This is a genomic window from Streptomyces sp. NPDC033177 (genome assembly GCF_055577715.1).
This window is the reverse complement of sequence record NZ_JBVIPS010000008.1, coordinates 478,704-496,790: the sequence shown is the minus strand read 5'-3', so window position 1 is coordinate 496,790 and position 18,087 is coordinate 478,704. Positions and strand designations below refer to the sequence as shown.

General features: G+C 70.5%; 16 protein-coding genes. 9 read left to right on the top strand and 7 right to left on the bottom strand.

Features of this window, described 5'->3' with window-relative positions; genetic code table 11:
• The first annotated feature begins 266 nt into the window (after window positions 1-266).
• Window positions 267-1,025 carry an AfsR/SARP family transcriptional regulator gene (locus tag ACZ5U5_RS28605; RefSeq protein ID WP_469027056.1) on the top strand — a complete coding sequence of 253 codons (759 nt, stop codon included), beginning with the start codon at window positions 267-269 and terminating at the stop codon, window positions 1,023-1,025.
• A 42-nt stretch (window positions 1,026-1,067) separates the two neighbouring features.
• Here ACZ5U5_RS28605 and ACZ5U5_RS28600 read toward each other — a convergent pair whose 3' ends face one another.
• Window positions 1,068-1,409: a hypothetical protein gene (locus ACZ5U5_RS28600; RefSeq protein WP_469027053.1), complete on the bottom strand. Its 342-nt coding sequence runs from the start codon at window positions 1,407-1,409 to the stop codon at window positions 1,068-1,070.
• 166 nt (window positions 1,410-1,575) lie between these two features.
• Here ACZ5U5_RS28600 and ACZ5U5_RS28595 point away from each other — a divergent pair, with 166 nt between their 5' ends.
• The 4 genes from ACZ5U5_RS28595 (at window position 1,576) to ACZ5U5_RS28580 (ending at window position 4,637) form a co-directional block, all read left to right on the top strand.
• A complete protein-coding gene (locus ACZ5U5_RS28595; protein WP_469027051.1) occupies window positions 1,576-2,931 on the top strand; it encodes a sensor histidine kinase in 1,356 nt (451 codons plus the stop codon).
• Window positions 2,922-3,566 carry a response regulator transcription factor gene (locus ACZ5U5_RS28590; RefSeq protein WP_467687941.1) on the top strand — a complete coding sequence of 215 codons (645 nt, stop codon included), beginning with the start codon at window positions 2,922-2,924 and terminating at the stop codon, window positions 3,564-3,566. Before ACZ5U5_RS28595 ends, ACZ5U5_RS28590 begins: the two co-directional genes overlap by 10 nt.
• A 5-nt stretch (window positions 3,567-3,571) precedes the next feature.
• Window positions 3,572-4,321: a DUF4097 family beta strand repeat-containing protein gene (locus tag ACZ5U5_RS28585; protein WP_469027049.1), complete on the top strand. Its 750-nt coding sequence runs from the start codon at window positions 3,572-3,574 to the stop codon at window positions 4,319-4,321.
• 145 nt (window positions 4,322-4,466) lie between these two features.
• Window positions 4,467-4,637, top strand: coding sequence for a hypothetical protein (locus ACZ5U5_RS28580; protein WP_469027046.1), 171 nt, complete (start codon window positions 4,467-4,469; stop codon window positions 4,635-4,637).
• Between the two features lie 244 nt (window positions 4,638-4,881).
• Here the strand turns inward: ACZ5U5_RS28580 and ACZ5U5_RS28575 are convergent, their stop codons facing one another.
• A complete protein-coding gene (locus ACZ5U5_RS28575; protein WP_469027044.1) occupies window positions 4,882-6,048 on the bottom strand; it encodes a magnesium and cobalt transport protein CorA in 1,167 nt (388 codons plus the stop codon).
• Window positions 6,049-6,190: 142 nt separating this feature from the next.
• On the opposite strand from ACZ5U5_RS28575, the gene ACZ5U5_RS28570 reads away from it, so the two are divergent.
• Window positions 6,191-7,459: a winged helix DNA-binding domain-containing protein gene (locus ACZ5U5_RS28570; protein WP_469027042.1), complete on the top strand. Its 1,269-nt coding sequence runs from the start codon at window positions 6,191-6,193 to the stop codon at window positions 7,457-7,459.
• A gap of 21 nt (window positions 7,460-7,480) precedes the next feature.
• Here ACZ5U5_RS28570 and ACZ5U5_RS28565 read toward each other — a convergent pair whose 3' ends face one another.
• Complete coding sequence (locus ACZ5U5_RS28565; protein WP_469027135.1) at window positions 7,481-8,128, bottom strand: LysE family translocator; 648 nt, start codon at window positions 8,126-8,128, stop codon at window positions 7,481-7,483.
• Window positions 8,129-8,587: 459 nt separating this feature from the next.
• A complete protein-coding gene (locus tag ACZ5U5_RS28560) occupies window positions 8,588-9,424 on the bottom strand; it encodes a LuxR C-terminal-related transcriptional regulator (protein ID WP_469027040.1) in 837 nt (278 codons plus the stop codon).
• A 112-nt stretch (window positions 9,425-9,536) separates the two neighbouring features.
• Here ACZ5U5_RS28560 and ACZ5U5_RS28555 point away from each other — a divergent pair, with 112 nt between their 5' ends.
• Window positions 9,537-11,237, top strand: coding sequence for an AMP-binding protein (locus ACZ5U5_RS28555; protein WP_469027037.1), 1,701 nt, complete (start codon window positions 9,537-9,539; stop codon window positions 11,235-11,237).
• Window positions 11,238-11,290: 53 nt separating this feature from the next.
• Window positions 11,291-12,913 (top strand): AMP-binding protein, encoded by a 1,623-nt coding sequence (locus tag ACZ5U5_RS28550; protein ID WP_469027035.1) that lies wholly within the window; start codon window positions 11,291-11,293, stop codon window positions 12,911-12,913.
• Here ACZ5U5_RS28550 and ACZ5U5_RS28545 read toward each other — a convergent pair.
• The 3 genes from ACZ5U5_RS28545 to ACZ5U5_RS28535 form a co-directional block, all read right to left on the bottom strand.
• Complete coding sequence (locus tag ACZ5U5_RS28545; protein ID WP_469027032.1) at window positions 12,876-13,415, bottom strand: GNAT family N-acetyltransferase; 540 nt, start codon at window positions 13,413-13,415, stop codon at window positions 12,876-12,878. The genes ACZ5U5_RS28550 and ACZ5U5_RS28545 overlap by 38 nt on opposite strands.
• 786 nt (window positions 13,416-14,201) lie before the next feature.
• Window positions 14,202-14,561, bottom strand: a complete 360-nt coding sequence (locus ACZ5U5_RS28540) for a hypothetical protein (protein ID WP_469027030.1) — start codon at window positions 14,559-14,561, stop codon at window positions 14,202-14,204.
• A gap of 492 nt (window positions 14,562-15,053) precedes the next feature.
• Window positions 15,054-16,019, bottom strand: coding sequence for a serine/threonine-protein kinase (locus ACZ5U5_RS28535; protein ID WP_469027028.1), 966 nt, complete (start codon window positions 16,017-16,019; stop codon window positions 15,054-15,056).
• A gap of 230 nt (window positions 16,020-16,249) precedes the next feature.
• Between ACZ5U5_RS28535 and gcl the strand changes: the two genes are divergently transcribed.
• Window positions 16,250-18,037: a glyoxylate carboligase gene (gcl, locus tag ACZ5U5_RS28530; RefSeq protein WP_469027133.1), complete on the top strand. Its 1,788-nt coding sequence runs from the start codon at window positions 16,250-16,252 to the stop codon at window positions 18,035-18,037.
• Window positions 18,038-18,087: the final 50 nt, after the last annotated feature.

The window sequence follows — 18,087 nt, the reverse complement described above, 5'->3', positions numbered from 1 at the left end:
CGACATGGCACGGGCCGCACCGAGGCACTTTCGGTGCGGCCCGTGCTTTTCTGTCGTTCGACGGATTTCCGTGAGGGCTTTTGCGTGCTCCAGGTTCCGGTCGAAATGCAAAGAGAAAGCAATGAGTCCCCCTGGGCGCGGCCAATTACTCTTAGTTAGTTCAATACCGAACTCACGGCGTGCGACCTGCGTGTGACCTGCGCTTTCATGTACCATGCTTAGCGGTGCAACGCCCTGCACATGGAATGCACCAGGGGGTAATAACAATGGATACGATTGAATTTCGCATCCTGGGGCCGATAGATGCCCTGTTGAACGGGGACGCAATACAGCTCGGTGGGACCAAGCCCAAGACCGTGCTGGCAGCGCTCCTTATGGCCGAAGGCCAGGTCGTGACCGATTCCAGGCTCGGATACCTGCTCTGGCGGGACCGGCCACCGAAGACCTGTGACGCACAGGTATACACCTACATTTCACGCCTACGTAAATCGCTGGACGGCCATGTTTCGATAACGCGTCAAGGGCATGGTTATGCGATGTCCGTCGGCGATGCCTGGTGTGATTGGAAAGTCTTCACGCGCCTTTCGCGAACGGGGCGTGACGCGCTCGCGGAGCGTCGCTTCCGCATGGCGGCGAAGTATCTCAGCGACGCACTCTCCCTGTTTCGGGGAAACGTGTTCACGGACGGCACGGAACACCTCCTCAGCGAGGAGTCCGCCAGTTTCGAAGAAGCCAAAATGGCCGCTCTGGAGGGCCGTATCGAGGCGTATCTCGCGCTCGGGGTCCACACCGACCTGGTGCCCGAACTGCTCAAAATGGTCACCACATACCCGTTTCACGAGCGGGTGCGGGCCCAGTTGATGCTTGCTCTGCACCGCTGCGGCAGGCAGTCCGAGGCCATCGCCGTCTACCACGAAGGGCGTCGACTGCTCGCCGAGGAACTCGGCGTGGACCCAAGTCACGTCCTTGCCGACGTCTTTCAGGGCATCCTCACCGGCCGCCCTGAACTCCGGCCCGCGGTGTGATCCCGCGCGCGCCCGGCGACGGCGTCCGTCCGTCTCCGTGCCTCAACTCCCGGAGTCGCGAGCGCAGATGACCGCACCCGCAAGCCACGTCGCGGCGACCGCGTACGGAGTCTCCCGCAGCAGTACCGACACCCCGCACAGGGCCGCGACGACCACGCAGAGCCGTAGCCAGGACAACCGCCGTCGGCGTGTCGCACGGATGGCGATCGCCTCCTCGACGGTCTCGTCGACGATCTCCGCGATGCGGTCGTCGATCAGATCGCCGTACCGGTCGACGAACCTGAGTAGCTCCTCACGGGAGGTGGGTTCGGCCGGGGCGTCGCTTTCGTGCAGGTCGTCGGCGATCAGCGTGTCGCCCTCAACTGCCGTCTGCTGCTTCGTCATACGGATCACTCTGGCCGACCGGGTGTGGCGTTGTCAGTCACGTGCACCCACGGACCGGGGGTGGGTTATCCCTACCCCCGACTCGTCGGTTGTCCTCGTATCGGCCGGTGCCGCGGTCTCGCTACCGTCCCGGTGGAATCAGGAAACGTCAGTCGAGGAGGGCCGCATGGTTCTGGCCGACACCCACGAAGCCGGCCACCGGTCGGATTCGGGTGACCCCGTGATCGCCGGTGAGCAACCGAAGGCACAACCGCAGGGCCCTGCCCTGCCACCGAATCCCTACCGGGCTCTGGTGTCCCCCTATCTGTGGCGTGCGAGCATCCAGCTGGCCACCGACGCGGTGATGGGCGCGGCCGGCCTGGCCGTGCTGACCGCGCTCGGCGCCGCGGTCTGCCTGGTGCCGGCCGGTCTCGTCGGCGTACCGCTGGTGATACTCGCGGGCCGGGCGCTGCACCTGCTCGGCGCGGCCGAACGCCAACGCTGGGCCGCCGTCTGCGAGGTGCACATCCCCCCGCAGCCGCGCCCTGCGCTGTCCGGACCGCTGCTCGGGTCTGCGGCGGCACTCGCCAGGAGCCGGTCGAGCTGGCACCTGGTGGCCTACTTCGGAGTGCTTGCCCCCTGGTCGCTTGTGACCCTGCTCGGCAGCCTGCTGGTGTGGGGCGTCCCGCTCGCCCTGGTGCTGCTGCCCGCCTACTATGCCCAGCTGCCCTCCGGCTCGGCTTCGTTGGGCCTGATGACGGTCGGTGACCTCGGCAGCGCGATATTGGTCTCCGCGGTCACGCTGTTGCTGTGGGCCACCCTAGCCCCGCTGGTGGTGCGCTGGCTGCTCGCCGCCGACATGCTGATCGCCCGCACCCTGCTGGCGCTGCCCCGCGACGTGTCACTGGCCCAGCGGGTCGAGTACTTGACGGAGAGCCGGGCACGCGTGGTCGACGCCGCCGAGGCCGAACGCCGGCGCATCGAACGTGACCTGCACGACGGCGCCCAACAGCACCTGGTCGCCATGGCGATGACGCTCGGCCGGGCACGCTCCCGGCTGAAGGGCTCCGGCCAGGACGCGGCGCTCGAGCTGGTGGACGAGGCCAGGGCCAGCGCCCAGGAGGCTATCAACGAACTGCGCGACCTCACCCGCGGACTACACCCGCCCGTCCTCACGGACCGGGGACTGGACGCCGCCCTGTCCGCCGTGGCCGCCCGGCTGCCGATCCCGGTCGACGTCGACGTGGATGTGACACCCAGGCCGTCGACGACCGTGGAAGGCATCGCCTACTTCGTCGTCACCGAAGCCCTCACCAACGTCGCCAAGCACGCTCAGTCCCGGAAGGCCTGGGTGCGTATCGGGCGTACCGAGGGCCGCCTCACCGTGACCATCGGCGACGACGGCATTGGCGGAGCAAAGGTATCACCGGGCGGCGGACTCGCTGGTCTGGCCGACCGGGTCTCCGGCGTCGACGGCCAACTGCACGTCTCCAGCCCGCCCGGTGGACCGACACTGATCGAAGTGGAAATGCAATGCGTGTAGTGATCGCCGAAGACTCCGCCCTGTTGCGGCAAGGCATCGTCCTGCTCCTGCGGGAGGCCGGCATCGACGTCGTCGACGCCGTCGGGGACGGGGAGGCACTGCTGCGCTCCGTCGCCGAGCACCGGCCCGACGTTTGCGTCGTCGACGTACGGATGCCGCCGACCTTCGTCGACGAGGGCCTGCGCGCCGCCCTCGTCATCCGCAACCGCTGGCCGGAGACCGGGGTGCTCGTACTGTCCCAGTACGTCGAACAGAGCTACGCCGTCGATCTCATCGAGAGCGCCACCAGCGGCGTCGGCTACCTGCTGAAGGACCGGGTCTCGGACGCGGACGAGTTCGTCGACGGCCTGCAGCGCGTTCGGGCAGGCGACACCGTCCTCGACCCTGAGGTGGTCAAGCAGATGCTTGCTCGCAGCCGCCGGCAGGACCCCATGGCCACGCTCTCGCCCCGGGAGCGTGACGTGCTGGGCGCGATGGCGGAGGGGCGGTCCAACACAGGCATCGCCGAGAAGCTGTTCATCGGCTCTGCCGCTGTCGAGAAACACATCCGCAGCATCTTTGCGAAGTTCGGGCTGCACCCGGAAGACGGCGAACACCGCCGTGTACTCGCCGTTCTACGTTACTTGGGAGCTTGAAAGACATGGCAACGCGCACGAACCGCTGGATCCTGGCCGTCGGCCTCACCGTACTTGTCGTCGTCGCGGGTACCGGCGCCTGGCTGGTCACCAGTGCCCTTCCCGCACACAAGAAGTACTCCTCCGACCACACCGCGAACGCCGCGTCCAGCACCCTGCTGCGTGTTGGTACCCGCGGCGGTGTCACCCTCCACGCCGGTCATGACTCCAAGGTCCACGTCACGGCGACCGGCGACTACGCGGACAACCCGCCGAAGGTGACGGTGAAGTCCTCGGGGAAGACGACCACGGTCGACGGCTCCTGCGGCGACGACTGCTCCCTGAACCTGGACATCACCCTGCCGGCCGACCTGGCGGCCGAGGTCAACTCCGGCCAGGGGCAGATCACCGGAAGCGATCTCACCGGACGCCTCGCCCTGACCACCGATGCCGGTGCCATCCACCTCACGAACCCGCAGGGCCCGCTCGTGCTGCACACCACCAGCGGCCAGATCGAAGTGAAGGACGCCAAGCCCGCCGCTTTCGAGGCCAGGACCCGACAGGGGGAGGTCCGTGCCACTTTCGCGTCCGCTCCCACCTCCACCGCCGTCGCCACCGAACAGGGCAGCGTCGACCTGGCTCTGCCGTCCCACGCGGGCTACTACATCCAGGCCCAGAGCAAGACGGGAACCCCGCACATCACCGTGCCCTGGAGCCGGGACGGCAAGCACACGGTCACCGTGCACACGAACGAGGGCGGAGTGGAGATCCACTGACCCCGCCCTCGGCGTGCGCGCCCTAGCTGGATCGTTGCGCCGTTCATGTCTCCAGGGTGCGACGCGAATGCGCTACACGCGGGGACGGGAACCGCTGCTGCTCTCCATTGGTCCTGGCAATCACAACCGCGACCTGGGGAGAGGCATGGCCGAAGATCCGTCCGGATGGGACGTGCTCTGGGCGCTGCTCGTGGCAGGAGCAACTGGAGCCGCGCGCGGGGCGATTGTGGTGCTTCCCGTGATCGGCCTCGGCATCTGGCTGGCAGCCCTGTTCCGTAGGCGCGGGTGCTGGCGCCGGGCCGCAGAGCAGGACTAGTCCAGCACTCCGAACTTGGTGTCCGGTCGGCAGTGCGGGCACGCGGTCGGCGGTCGGGCCTGCTCGCTGCGGAGGCGCTCGGCCTCGCGCCGCTCCTCGTCCTCGATCCACCCGCGGGTACGCGCGAGTACGCGCGAGGTCCCGCTCCTGGACGCGCTCGAGGAAGCGCAGCAGGTCGAGGCGGGTGAGCGGCGAACTTGATAACGTTCGCTTCGCGAATTTGCGTGTCGGTGCAGCCTGTTTGCTACAGCCAGTCCCTGCGCTTGAAGATGAAGTACAGGCTCACGCACACCGCCGCCATCAGCAGGATCGCGAACGGATAGCCGAACGCCCAGTGCAGCTCCGGCATCTCGTCGAAGTTCATCCCGTAGATCGTTCCCACCAACGTGGGTGCAAAGAGAATGGCCGCCCAGGAGGAGATCTTCTTGATCTCCTCGTTCTGTTCGAAGCCTGCCTCCGCGAGTGCCCGCATTTCCGCGTTCTGCTGTTGTGTGACGAGCGTGGAGTTGACCGTGAGGATGTCGGTGAGGGCCTGGCGGAAGCCGTCGACGCGTTCGCTGGTGTGTGTGACGTGGTCGGCGACGTCACGCAGGTAGCGCTGGAGTTCCTCGTCGGTGCGGTACTTCGCGAAGCCCGCCATCAAGGAGTGCAGCATGACCACCAGGGGGCGGGTCGCCCGTTGGAACTCGACCATTTCGCGGGAGAGTTCGTAGATGCGGCGCGAGACCGCCGGGTCGCCGCTGAAGACCTCGGTCTCGATCTCGTCGATGTCGTTCTGCACTCCCGCCACGACCGGGGCGTACCCGTCGACCACCGCGTCCAGGATCGCGTACAGGACCGCCTCGGGGCCGAGTTTGAGGAGGTCCGGGCTCTCCTCCATGCGGTGGCGTACGGCGGTCAGGTCCGGGGCGGCGCCGTGGCGCACCGTGATGACGAAGTCGGGGCCCACGAACACGTGCAGCTCGCCGAAGTCGACCTCCTCCGGGGCGTCCAGGTAGCGGGCCGCGCGCAGGACGACGAAGAGGGTCTCGCCGTAACGCTCCAGCTTCGGCCGCTGGTGGGCCTCCATCGCGTCCTCGACGGCAAGCTCGTGCAGGTCGAACTCGGCTGCCAGGGTGAGGAGTTCACCCTCCGTGGGGCGCGCGAGACCGATCCACGCCATGCCGTCCTGCTGCTCGCGCAGCTCCCGGAAGGTGTCGGCGAGGCTTGCGGGCGTCGCGACGCGGACCCCGTCACGGTAGAGCGCGGCCTGGACGACGCTCGCGGGTTCCGGTGGGGAGGGGGGCGTGAGCTCGGCCTCGGGGGTTTTGGCGCCCCCGTTGCCCGCAGCCGAGGAGGTCTTGGCCGGGGTGGTCCACCGCCAGCCGTGCCTCTTCGCGTTCGGTGCGGGCCGGGGCCGGCGCTCCGCCATGCTGGCTGCCTCCGATGTCGAACGTGTGTCTAGATGGCTTCGAAGCAGGATATACGTCCCAAAAGACGCGAGCCTGTCCTCCTTCCTCGCCCGGCGTGCTTGCGGACCAAAGATGTCCGCAAGCCCCGCTAGCGTGCGGTTCATGACGAAGACGCCGAGTACGCCGAGTACCCCGAGGGCCACGCAGACGTCGGGCGCCCACTCGAAGGCGGCCCGCACCAAGGCCGCCGCCAAGGCCGCCGTCAAGGCCGCCGCCAAGGACCCCGCCCCCGTACTCAGCACGCGCGCCCTCAACCGCGCCACCCTCGACCGTCAACTCCTCCTGCGCCGCTCGGCCGACCTCTCCGTCGAGGGCGCCGTCACGCACCTCCTCGGCCTCCAGGCACAGAACGTGAAGCCGCCCTACTTCGCCCTCGCCGCCCGGCTGGAAGGGTTCGACCCCGAGGGCCTGTCCGCGCTCCTCGCCTCGCGCGAGCTCGTCCGCATCGTCACCATGCGCTCCACCATCCACCTGCACACCGCCGACGACGCCCTCACCCTGCGCCCGCTGGTGCAAGGCGCGCGCGACCGCGAGCTGCACGCCTTCCGCAAGGGCCTGGTCGGCGTGGACCTGGGGGAGCTCGCCTCGCTCGCCCGCGCCGCCGTCGAGGAGGAGCCCCGGACGATGAAGCAGTTGCGGGAGGTCCTGCTGCCCCGCTGGCCCGACGCCGACCCGCAGTCGCTCGCCGTCGCCGCGCGCTGCTCGCTGCCGCTGGTCCAGGTCACCCCGCGTGGACTGTGGCGGCGCAGCGGGCAGGTCGCGCTCACCACCGCCGAGCACTGGCTCGGCCGCCCGAGCGAGCCGGTGCCCGCGCCCGACGTGACCGTTCTGCGTTACCTCGCCGCCTTCGGGCCTGCCTCGGTCAAGGACATGCAGACCTGGGCGGGCCTGACGCGACTGCGGGAGACCTTCGAGCGGCTGAGGCCCCAACTGCGTACGTTCCGCGACGAGAACGGCGTCGAGCTCTTCGACCTCCCGGACGCGCCGCGCCCCGACGCGGACACTCCGGCTCCGGTGCGTTTCCTGCCCGAGTTCGACAATCTCCTCCTGTCCCACGCGGACCGCGCCCGGATCGTGCCGGCCGAGTACAAGGGCCGCACCTGGAAGGGAAACTTCGCCTACAACGTCTTCCTGGTCGACGGCTTCCTGGCAGGTGTGTGGCGTGTCGAGGAGGGGACGGAAAAGGGTGCGGGGAAGAGCGCGGGAGAAGCTGAGGGCTCTGGCGTCCTCACCGTCGAGCCGTTCGGCACCCTGACCAAGGCACAGCGGCACGAACTGACCGAAGAGGCCGAACGGCTGCTGAGCGGGCCCATGTATCAGGGGGCGACCACCACGTACGACATCCGCTTCGGGACGGTCGTCGAGCGGTGAGCGCCATGGACGACGGAGGGCTCAGTCCGCCCTGCCCGTCGCCGCGACGCTCACGCCGAGCCCGATCATCGTGACGCCCCCGGCCCCGCCGATCATCGACAGACGTCGCTCCGAGCGCGCGAACCAGGTGCGGGCCCCGGACGCCGTAAGCCCCCACAGCGTGTCCGTGACCAGCCCGATGCTGATCGGGACAAGCCCGAGGAGCAGCATCTGCGCGGGCAGATGGCCTGCCGAGTGGTCGACGAACTGGGGCAGCACCGCCGCGAAGAACACGATGCCCTTCGGGTTCGTCACGCCGACGAGTGCGCCGTCCAGGACCGTGCGCATGTCGGTACGCGCCTCCCCGGGGGCCGCCGCTCCCATCGACTCGGCCCGCATCTCCTTGCGGTGCCGGAAGGCCTGCACGCCGAGGAAGACCAGATAGGCGGCGCCCGCCAGCTTCACCGCCATGAACACCGCCGCCGACCGCTCGACGAGCGATCCGACGCCGAAGGCGACCGCGACGACCAGGACGTACGACCCGAGGAGGTTGCCGAGCGCGGTTGCCACGGCGGTGCGTCTCCCGTGGGCCAGGGCCCGGCCGATCACGAACAGGACGCTCGGCCCCGGGATCACGATCACCAGCAGCGACATGGCCGCAAAAGCGAGAAACCGGTCCGTGGACACCATGCCCATCACCCCCTCCAGGGCCATTCAACAACCCTCACGCAACCCCGTCCGCTGCCGTGGCGGCCAGACGGGCCTCGGTTCACGGCGCCAACCACCTCGGTTCACGACACCTACCGCAGCCCACGGCGCCAACCCACCGCAGCCCCCGGCGCCAACCACGTCGGTTCACGGCGCCCATCGCCCCGGTGCACGGCGCCAACCCACCGCAACTCACGGCGGCGATCCCGCCGCAGCTCACGGCTGCGACCCGCCCGGCTCACGCCAGCCGTCAGCCCCGAGCGCCCCGCGCGGCCGCACCTCCGCGCCCCGCACGTCCGCAGCGCCCCACGTCCGCGCCCCGCACGTCCGCAGCGCCCCACGTCCGCAGCGCCCCACGTCCGCAGCGCCCCACGGCCGCAAGCGCCGCCCGGCAACACCCCCGCTCGACCGCACCCCCGCAAAGCAACAGCCCGCCCCCCCTCACGGCAACACCCCCACCCTCCGAGCCGCCACCACCGCCTCCAGCCGCGTATGCGCACCCAGCTTCCGCATGGCGGAGCGCAGATACCCCTTCACGGTCTCCGGCCGCAGGCCCAGCCGCTCCGCCGTGGCCGCGTTCGTCGCGCCCCCGGCCACACAGGCCAGGACGTCCACCTCGCGCGGCGCGAGGCGCACCGCACGCTCCCGGCCGGGCGGCACCGTCGCGGCCGAGGCCAACCGGCCGCACACCGCCAGGATGTCCGCCCGCAGGGCCGCGTCGGCGATGCGCGGGGCCAGTTCCCGCAGCGCGCCGTGCGCCTCGCGGACCTGCTCCCAGGCGGCCCCGGCACCCGCCTGCGGCTCCCGCGCCGCCGCGATCAGCGCATGCACCTCGTCCCGTACGACAAGGGCCTGCTCCACGTCCCGCGCGGCCGCCACCGCCGCCGACAGCGTCCGGTCGCCCAGCGGCTGGGCCGAGCGCAGGGCCCCGTACAGCACGCCCCGCACCCTGCGCCGCACCACCACCGGCACCGCGAGCACCGAGCGCAGCCCCTCCGCGGCCACGGCACTGTCGTACTCATGGCTGATGTGGCGCGAGTCGTGGTAATCCGTCACCGCACAGGGGCGCGAGAGCGCGACCGCCTTGCCGCCGAGCCCGTTCCCCGAGGACACCGCGAGGCCGCACAGCGCACGCGTCCCCGTGCCCGTCAGCTCACCGATCCGCACCTGGCGCTGCCCCTCGACCAGGCCCCCGAAGGCCACCGGAAGCCCCGTTCCGCGCCGCAGCCGCAGCAGCGCGGACCGCAGCTCGACCGCCTCGCCTCCGTCAGCCGTCACGCTCAGCCCTTTCGCTCCGGGACACCCCCATCCGGGGGTGGTGAGACCTGCATCACGAATTACACGATGTTACGTAGCGTCCGGCAATGACCCCGGCGGCGAGGAGAGCGCGATGACGACGACGGACACGACGGACACGGCAGGCACCAGCGGCACGGAACCGTTCCGCACGGCCCGGGACTTCCTGCTGCGGCATCGGGAGGACTACGAGGCCGCGTACGAGGGTTTCGCCTGGCCGCGGCCCGAGCGGTTCAACTGGGCGCTCGACTGGTTCGACGTCATCGCCCGGGACAACGACAGGACCGCGCTGCACATCGTCGAGGAGGACGGCCCCGCCACCCGCGTCTCCTTCGCACGCATGTCCGCACGCTCTGACAAGGTCGCCAACTGGCTGCGCGCCCAGGGCGTCCGCGCCGGCGACCGCGTCCTCGTGATGCTCGGCAACCAGGTCGAGCTCTGGGAGATCGCCCTCGCCGCGATGAAGCTGCGCGCCGTCGTCATCCCGGCGACGCCCCTGCTCGGCCCCGTCGACCTGCGGGACCGCATCGACCGCGGGCGGGCCAAGCATGTCGTCGTACGCCCCGAGGACGCGTTGAAGTTCGACGACGTGCCCGGCGACTACACCCGCGTCGTGGTGGGCGGCGAAGTGCCCGGCTGGATCGCGTACGAGGGCGCGGACGACGCCCCGGAGACCTTCGAGCCCGACGGAGTCACCCGCGCCGACGACCCCCTGATGCTGTACTTCACCTCGGGCACGACGGCCCGCCCGAAGCTGGTCGAGCACACCCATGTGTCGTACCCGGTGGGCCACTTGGCGACGATGTACTGGATCGGACTCAAGCCCGGCGACGTCCACCTGAACATCTCGTCCCCGGGTTGGGCCAAGCACGCCTGGTCGAACCTCTTCGCGCCCTGGAACGCGGAGGCGACGGTCTTCATCCACAACTACACGCGCTTCGACGCGGGCCGCCTGATGGCCGAGATGGACCGCGCGGGCGTCACCAGCTTCTGCGCGCCCCCCACGGTGTGGCGGATGCTGATCCAGGCCGACCTGACCCAGCTGCGGACACCGCCGCGCGAGGTCATCGCCGCGGGCGAGCCGCTCAACCCCGAGGTCATCGACCAGGTGCGGCGCGACTGGGGCGTCACGATCCGGGACGGCTTCGGGCAGACGGAGACCGCCGTACAGGTCGCCAACTCGCCCGGACAGGAGCTGAAGCCGGGCTCGATGGGCCGCCCCACGCCCGGCTTCGTCGTGGAACTCCTCGACCCGGTGACGGGCGAGCCGGGCGCGGCGGAGGGTGAGATCTCCCTCGACCTCGCCACGAGCCCGGTGGGCCTGATGGCCGGCTACCACGGCGACCCGGAGCGCACCGCGGAGTCGATGGCCGGCGGTTACTACCGCACCGGCGACATCGGCACCCGCGACGCCGACGGCTACATCACGTACGTGGGCCGCTCCGACGACGTCTTCAAGGCCTCCGACTACAAGATCTCCCCGTTCGAGCTGGAGAGCGCGCTCCTGGAGCACGAGGCGGTGGCGGAGGCCGCGGTGGTGCCCGCCCCGGACGCGCTGCGGCTCGCGGTGCCGAAGGCGTACGTCGTCCTCGTCGCCGGGCACGAACCCGGACCGGACACGGCAAAACTGCTCTTCGAGCACTCCCGCGCGGTCCTCGCCCCCTACAAGCGGCTGCGCCGCATCGAGTTCGGGCCGCTGCCCAAGACCGTCTCCGGCAAGATCCGCCGGATCGAGCTGCGCGAGGCGACGGCCGCGGGCTCCGACGCCGAGTACCGCGAGGAGGACTTCCGGTGAGCGGGTCGAAGAGTGGGTCGAGGAGTGGGTCGAGGAGTGAGACGGCTGCGTTGATGAGCGAGCTTTCCTATGCCCACGGCGTGAGTTCCACACCGCTGCTCGGTGACACCATCGGGCGGAACCTCGACCGGGCCGTCGCGACCTGGCCGGAGCGGGACGCGTTGGTGGACATCGCGGCGGGGACGCGTTGGACGTACGCCGAATTCGGTGACGCCGTCGCGCAGTTGGCGCGGGGTTTCATGGGCGTCGGTGTCGCCAAGGGCGATCGTGTCGGCATCTGGGCGGTGAACTGTGCCGAGTGGGTGCTCGTGCAGTACGCCACCGCTCGGATCGGCGCGATCATGGTGAACATCAACCCCGCATACCGCGCACATGAGTTGGAGTACGTGCTCAAGCAGGCCGGGGTCACGGTCCTAGTCGCCTCGCAGGCGCACAAGTCGAGCGACTACCGGGCGCTCGTGGACCAGGTGCGGCCCGGCTGCCCCGAGCTGCGGTCCGTCCACTACGTCGGGGACGGCTCGTGGGATGTGCTGCTCGACGCGGCGCTGACCGTCACGTCTGAGGAACTAGCCGTGCGTGAGGGGGAGTTGAGCTGCGACGACGCCATCAACATCCAGTACACCTCGGGCACCACCGGCTTCCCCAAGGGGGCGACGCTCTCCCACCACAACATCCTCAACAACGGCTACTGGGTGGGCCGGACGGTCGGCTACACGGAGCAGGACCGGGTGTGCCTGCCCGTGCCCTTCTACCACTGTTTTGGCATGGTGATGGGAAATCTGGGCGCCACCTCCCACGGCGCCTGCATCGTCATCCCCGCGCCGTCCTTCGACCCCGTCGCCACGCTGCACGCGGTGGAGCGCGAGCGCTGTACGTCGCTGTACGGCGTACCGACGATGTTCATCGCCGAGCTGAGTCTCTCCGACTTCGCTACGTACGACCTGAGTTCGCTGCGCACCGGCATCATGGCGGGCTCGCCCTGCCCGGTCGAGGTGATGAAGCGGGTGGTCGCCGAGATGCACATGGAGGAGGTCTCCATCTGTTACGGCATGACGGAGACCTCCCCGGTCTCGACGCAGACGCGCCGCTCGGACGACCTGGAGCGGCGGACCGGCACGGTGGGGCGGGCGCTGCCGCACATCGAGGTGAAGGTGGTCGACCCGGTCAGCGGCGTGACGCTGCCGCGGGGCGCGTCCGGCGAGTTGTGCACGCGCGGCTACAGCGTGATGCTCGGCTACTGGAACGAGCCGTCGCGGACGGCGGAGGTGATCGGCGCCGGGCGCTGGATGCACACCGGTGACCTGGCGGTCATGCGGGAGGACGGGTACGTCCAGATCGTCGGCCGCATCAAGGACATGATCATCCGGGGCGGCGAGAACATCTACCCGCGCGAGATCGAGGAGTTCCTCTACGGCCACCCGAAGATCGCCGACGTCCAGGTGGTGGGAGTCGCCGACGAGCGCTACGGGGAGGTGCCGCTGGCCTGCGTGATCCCGCGGGACGCCGACGATCCGCTGACGCTGGAGGAGCTGCGGGCCTTCTGTACGGGGCAGCTGGCGCACTACAAGATCCCGGCCGGGCTGCGCATCCTGGAGAGCTTCCCCATGACGGTGTCGGGGAAGGTGCGCAAGATCGAACTCAGGGAGCGGTACGGGGCTGGAACCCACCCGGGCTGAGCTCGCGCCGCATGGCGACGCGGGGCCAGCGGTCGAGGCCGAGCTCGGCCTCGTGGGCACGGATCTTCCGCAGCCCCGGGGTGAGTTCGGCCTCCGCGAGCACGCGGAAGCCGATGCGGGCGTAGTACGGCGCGTTCCAGGGGACGTCCGTGTAGGTGGTCAGGGTCAGGGCTTCCCTGCCTGCCTCGCGGGCGCGGTCGGCGGCGTGCTCGATCAAGGCCTCGCCGATGCGGTGGCGCGCGGCTCGCGGGTGCACGGAGACCTGCTCGACGTGCTCCGCGCCGTCCACCGGCTCGCTGAGGAGGTACGCGACGGGGCTGCCATCCCCGTCGCCGGCCACCCACGCCCGCCCTGCCCGACGAAACTCCTCCAGAAGCGCGATGCCCGGGGGTTCGTCATCGGCGACCGCAGCCATGCCGAGAGCGCGAAAGGGCTCACCCGCGGCGCGTTCGATGTCCTGAAGGACGGGGAGATCACGTGTCGTGGCGGGCCGGATGCACATGGGGTGAGTATGGCGCCCTCGCGTCCAACGCCCACGGGATTTTCCGGGTCCGGCACCTGCCCGGTCGCCCGACGGACACCGGCCCGATGCCACGAGGCGAATCCCCGCCACCGCCCGGCCACCCGACGGACGCTACCCGGCCACCCGGCGCAGTCCCGGCTGGTCGCTCGGCGAACCCGCGCCTGGCTACCGGCGGAGCACGTGCCCGGTCACCGGGCGGACACCCGTCGGGCCACCCGAGCGTTGCGCTGCCTGGTCACCTGCCCGGTCGCCCGACGGACACCGGCCCGATGCCACGAGGCGAACCCCCGCCACCCGGCCGACGCCTACCCGGCCACCGAGCCCCGCCCGGCCACCCGACGGACGCCTACCCGGTCGCCCGGCGCAGTCCCGGCTGGTCGCTCGGCGAACCCCGCCCGGCTACCGGCGGACGCGCGCCCGGCCATCCGGCGGACACCCGTCCGGCACCCGACGAACACCCGACCGTTGCGCTGCCTGGTCACCTGCTCGGTCGCCCGACGGACACCGGCCCGATGCCACGAGGCGAACCTCCGCCACCCGGCCGACGCCTACCCGGCCACCGACCCCCGCCCGGCCACCCGACGGACGCCAACCCGGCCACCCGGCGGACCCCCGTCCGGCCACCCGACGAACACCCGCCCGTTGCGCCGCCTGGTCGCCTGCCCGGTCGCCCGGCGCACACCCCGACCCGGTCACTCGCCCGATGTCCCCGCCCGGTCACCCGAGGCCCCCCGGCGGCGGTTACCCGACCGGGAGACCCGCCCGTCACCCCGCCGCGATCAGTTCCGCCGCCGCGCTGTTCACCGGCTGTGGTGTTCCCGTGAGGTCGATGACGAAGAGGGGGACGGAGAGCGCGTCAGCCCGTGTGCGGGCCCTCTGCTCGTAACCCGCTAGGGAGAAGCAGACGCACGCGACGGAGTCGGACATAGCGCTGAGCCACAGGCACTCCACGTCACGCAGGGACGTCGGCTGCACAGACGGCTCGACCAGGGCGATCACTCCCCGAGCCGACACCCGTACCCCGGAAGGCGCCCGCCTGACCGCTCCCCGTATCTCCGCGTAACCGAGCCACCGCAGATACAGCCCCGCCACCGTCACCGCGTCCCGCGCCGTGCGGACCGGCACCGGCTGGAAGGCGGGCCTGGGCGTCGGCGCCGTCCGGGGCAGCGGGATGTGCGCCGGCGGGGCCGGAGGCGTCGGAGCGGTCGGTGGCGGTGCCGCCGGGGTCTCAGGTCGCCCCGAAGTCTCAGGTTGCCCCGGACCCGTCGGTTCTCCCGGAACCGCTGGTGGAGCCGGAGCCGTCGGGGGCCCCGAAGGTGCCTGTACCGAGCGCACCGGAATGCGCAGTACCGCCCCGCACGCGCAGCCCAGCTCGGGTTGCGGCCACTGGCCGCGGCGGCCGCACATCCGGCACCGTACGGTCACCCACTCGTCCGCCCACGTCCGGTCCGTCACCGGCAGCACCGTCGCCCCGCGTGCCACCGGCGGCACCACGGGGGCGCCGCACGCGCAGGGGTAGGACGGCGGGGCGTACACATGATCGCGCCGGCAGACCGGGCACCGTACCGGGACGCCGCTCTCCGTCATCACCCTCACCCGTCACGTCAGCGCTCGCCGTCACCGCTCGACGGTTCGTGGCATCCATCGTCCACCAAGTGGGCTTGTTACGGCAGCCAGTTGGGCCAAGAGCAGGGTGCCCGCCAGGGTCAGGGAGCGGCGGCGGCTCCCCGGCAGGGGGAGGCCCGCCATGCGCGCGACGGTGCGCGGGGCGGGCCTGGCCGTGGGGTGCCCGGCGAGACAGGCGGTGACCAGCGGCAGCAGCTCTTCCGGTACGCCCGCCAGGTCCGGTACGCCCGCCAGGTCCCGGCCGTCGCCCCCGGCGTCGAAGGGCCCCCGCCCCGCCGCTGCGAAGGCGAGGACCGCGCCGAGCGAGAAGACGTCAGCGGGTGGCTTGAGCACGCCGTGAGCCCGGAGCTCGGGGGCTGTGTACCCCGGCCTCCCCCCGTACCCGGCCCGTGCCGCGCACCCGGCCATGCCGAAGTCCACGACGCGGGGGCCGTCGGCGGCCAGGAGCACGTTCGAGGGCCGGAGGCCGCCGTGCACGAGCCCCGCCCGGTGGATGTCGTCAAGCGCTCCGGCGAGGGCGTTCGCCAGCCTCCGCAGTTCCGGGACGGGGAGCGGCCCGCCGAGTGGCCCGACAAGGCCCCGTACCCGCGTGGCGAGCGTCGGCCCCGCGACATACTCCATGGCGAGCCACGGCGCCTCGGCGTACGGGTCGGCGTCGACGAGCGCGGCGACGCGGGGCCCCCGCACCGCGGCGATCGCCTGCACCTCGCACCCGAAGCGCCTGCGGAACTCCTGGTCACGGGCGAGGGACGCGCGCACCACCCGCAGTGCCGCCGCACGCCCCGCTCCGTCGTGCGCGAGGAAGACGCGCCCGAGGCCTCCCTGCCCGAGCAGGGGCCCCGCCCTCCAGCGGCCGCGGCTCGGCGTGCTCTGCCCCGCAGGGGACGCGTCCGGTGAACTGGCCACGATCGACCCCCCGATGGTGTGGCCCGAACCGATGGTGTGGCCCGAATTCACTGCTGAATTCAACGACTGGGACGCGCCGTCCGGGCAGCCCGGTTCCCGGAGAACTCTTGACGGTCTCCACCGCACCCGCCTACATTGCTTCCATATAGCAGAACTCAATTTCCACAATGCGGAAACAGAAGCTCACCGCGGGGCGCGACGGGAGCCGGATCCGCCAGCCGAACACGCCGGCCGCGAGGTCGGCGCAGCTGTCGAAGCTGTTGTCGAAGCAGGAGAACCCCATGGCTCGTATGACCGCTGTCCGCGCGGCAGTTGAGATCCTCAAGCGCGAGGGCGTCACCAACGCGTTCGGTGTCCCCGGCGCCGCGATCAACCCCTTCTACAAGGCGCTCCAGGAGGGCGGTGGCATCGACCACACCCTCGCCCGGCACGTCGAGGGCGCCTCGCACATGGCCGAGGGCTACACCCGCGCCAACCCCGGCAACATCGGCGTCTGCATCGGTACGTCGGGCCCGGCGGGCACCGACATGATCACCGGTCTGTACTCCGCGACCGGCGACTCCATCCCGATCCTCTGCATCACGGGCCAGGCGCCGACGCACCTGCTCCACAAGGAGGACTTCCAGGCCGTCGACATCGCGACGATCGCCAAGCCGGTCACCAAGATGGCCGTCACGGTCCTGGAGGCCGCGCAGGTCCCCGGCATCTTCCAGCAGGCGTTCCACCTGATGCGCTCGGGCCGCCCGGGTCCGGTCCTCATCGACCTGCCGATCGACGTCCAGCAGACCGAGATCGAGTTCGACATCGACACGTACGAGCCGCTGCCGGTCTACAAGCCGACGGCGACCCGTGCGCAGATCGAGAAGGCCATCACCTTCCTGGTCGAGTCCGAGCGTCCGCTGATCGTCGCCGGCGGCGGCATCATCAACGCCGACGCGTCCGACCTCCTGGTCGAGTTCGCCGAGATCACCAACACCCCGGTCGTCCCGACCCTGATGGGCTGGGGCACCATCCCCGACGACCACGACCTGAACGCGGGCATGGTCGGCCAGCAGACCGGCCACCGCTACGGCAACGCCACGTTCCTGGAGTCGGACTTCGTCCTCGGCATCGGCAACCGCTGGGCCAACCGTCACACCGGCTACAAGCTGGACGTCTACACCCAGGGCCGCAAGTTCGTGCACGTCGACATCGAGCCGACCCAGATCGGCAAGATCTTCGCGCCGGACTACGGGATCGCCTCCGACGCCAAGGTCGCCCTGGAGCTCTTCGTCGAGGTGGCCAAGGAGCTCAAGGCCGCCGGCAAGCTCCCTGACCGCTCCGCGTGGGTCGCGTCCCACCTGGAGCGCAAGGAGACCCTGCAGCGCCGCACACACTTCGACAACATCCCCATGAAGCCGCAGCGCGTCTACGAGGAGATGAACAAGGCCTTCGGCCCGGACACGCGCTACGTCACCACCATCGGCCTCTCGCAGATCGCGGGCGCCCAGATGCTGCACGTCTACAAGCCGCGTCACTGGATCAACTGCGGCCAGGCGGGCCCCCTCGGCTGGACGATCCCGGCCGCCCTGGGCGTCGCCACCGCGGACCGCGACACCCCGGTCGTCGCGCTCTCCGGTGACTACGACTTCCAGTTCATGATCGAGGAACTGGCGGTCGGCGCGCAGCACCGCATCCCGTACGTCCACGTCCTGGTGAACAACGCCTACCTGGGCCTGATCCGCCAGGCCCAGATCGGCCTGGACATCAACTTCCAGGTCAACCTGGAGTTTGAGAACCAGAACAGCCCCGAGCTCGGCGTCTACGGCGTCGACCACGTCAAGGTCGCCGAGGGCCTGGGCTGCAAGGCCATCCGCGTCACCGACCCGAACGAACTGGGCCAGGCCTTCGAGCAGGCCAAGAAGCTGGCCCAGGAACACCAGGTCCCGGTCGTCGTCGAGGCCATCCTGGAGCGCATCACGAACATCGCGATGAGCAAGACCGCCGACATCAGCGACGTGAGCGAGTTCGAGGAGCTCGCCACCGAGCCGGGCCACGCACCCACGGCCATCCGGCCGCTGAAGGTCTGACGCCGCACTGAGCACTGACAGGGGCGGTCCACCCGTGGGGGGTGGGCCGC

Excerpts from the sequence above, each read along its gene's own strand:
- ACZ5U5_RS28545 (WP_469027032.1), bottom strand. The coding sequence starts at position 13,415 with ATGTGCATCCGGCCCGCCACGACACGTGATCTCCCCGTCCTTCAGGAC.
- ACZ5U5_RS28575 (WP_469027044.1), bottom strand. The coding sequence starts at position 6,048 with ATGGCGGAGCGCCGGCCCCGGCCCGCACCGAACGCGAAGAGGCACGGC.
- ACZ5U5_RS28605 (WP_469027056.1), top strand. The coding sequence starts at position 267 with ATGGATACGATTGAATTTCGCATCCTGGGGCCGATAGATGCCCTGTTG.
- ACZ5U5_RS28595 (WP_469027051.1), top strand. The coding sequence starts at position 1,576 with ATGGTTCTGGCCGACACCCACGAAGCCGGCCACCGGTCGGATTCGGGT.
- ACZ5U5_RS28585 (WP_469027049.1), top strand. The coding sequence starts at position 3,572 with ATGGCAACGCGCACGAACCGCTGGATCCTGGCCGTCGGCCTCACCGTA.
- ACZ5U5_RS28555 (WP_469027037.1), top strand. The coding sequence starts at position 9,537 with ATGACGACGACGGACACGACGGACACGGCAGGCACCAGCGGCACGGAA.
- ACZ5U5_RS28570 (WP_469027042.1), top strand. The coding sequence starts at position 6,191 with ATGACGAAGACGCCGAGTACGCCGAGTACCCCGAGGGCCACGCAGACG.
- gcl (WP_469027133.1), top strand. The coding sequence starts at position 16,250 with ATGGCTCGTATGACCGCTGTCCGCGCGGCAGTTGAGATCCTCAAGCGC.
- ACZ5U5_RS28565 (WP_469027135.1), bottom strand. The coding sequence starts at position 8,128 with ATGGTGTCCACGGACCGGTTTCTCGCTTTTGCGGCCATGTCGCTGCTG.
- ACZ5U5_RS28550 (WP_469027035.1), top strand. The coding sequence starts at position 11,291 with ATGAGCGAGCTTTCCTATGCCCACGGCGTGAGTTCCACACCGCTGCTC.
- ACZ5U5_RS28590 (WP_467687941.1), top strand. The coding sequence starts at position 2,922 with ATGCGTGTAGTGATCGCCGAAGACTCCGCCCTGTTGCGGCAAGGCATC.
- ACZ5U5_RS28600 (WP_469027053.1), bottom strand. The coding sequence starts at position 1,409 with ATGACGAAGCAGCAGACGGCAGTTGAGGGCGACACGCTGATCGCCGAC.
- ACZ5U5_RS28580 (WP_469027046.1), top strand. The coding sequence starts at position 4,467 with ATGGCCGAAGATCCGTCCGGATGGGACGTGCTCTGGGCGCTGCTCGTG.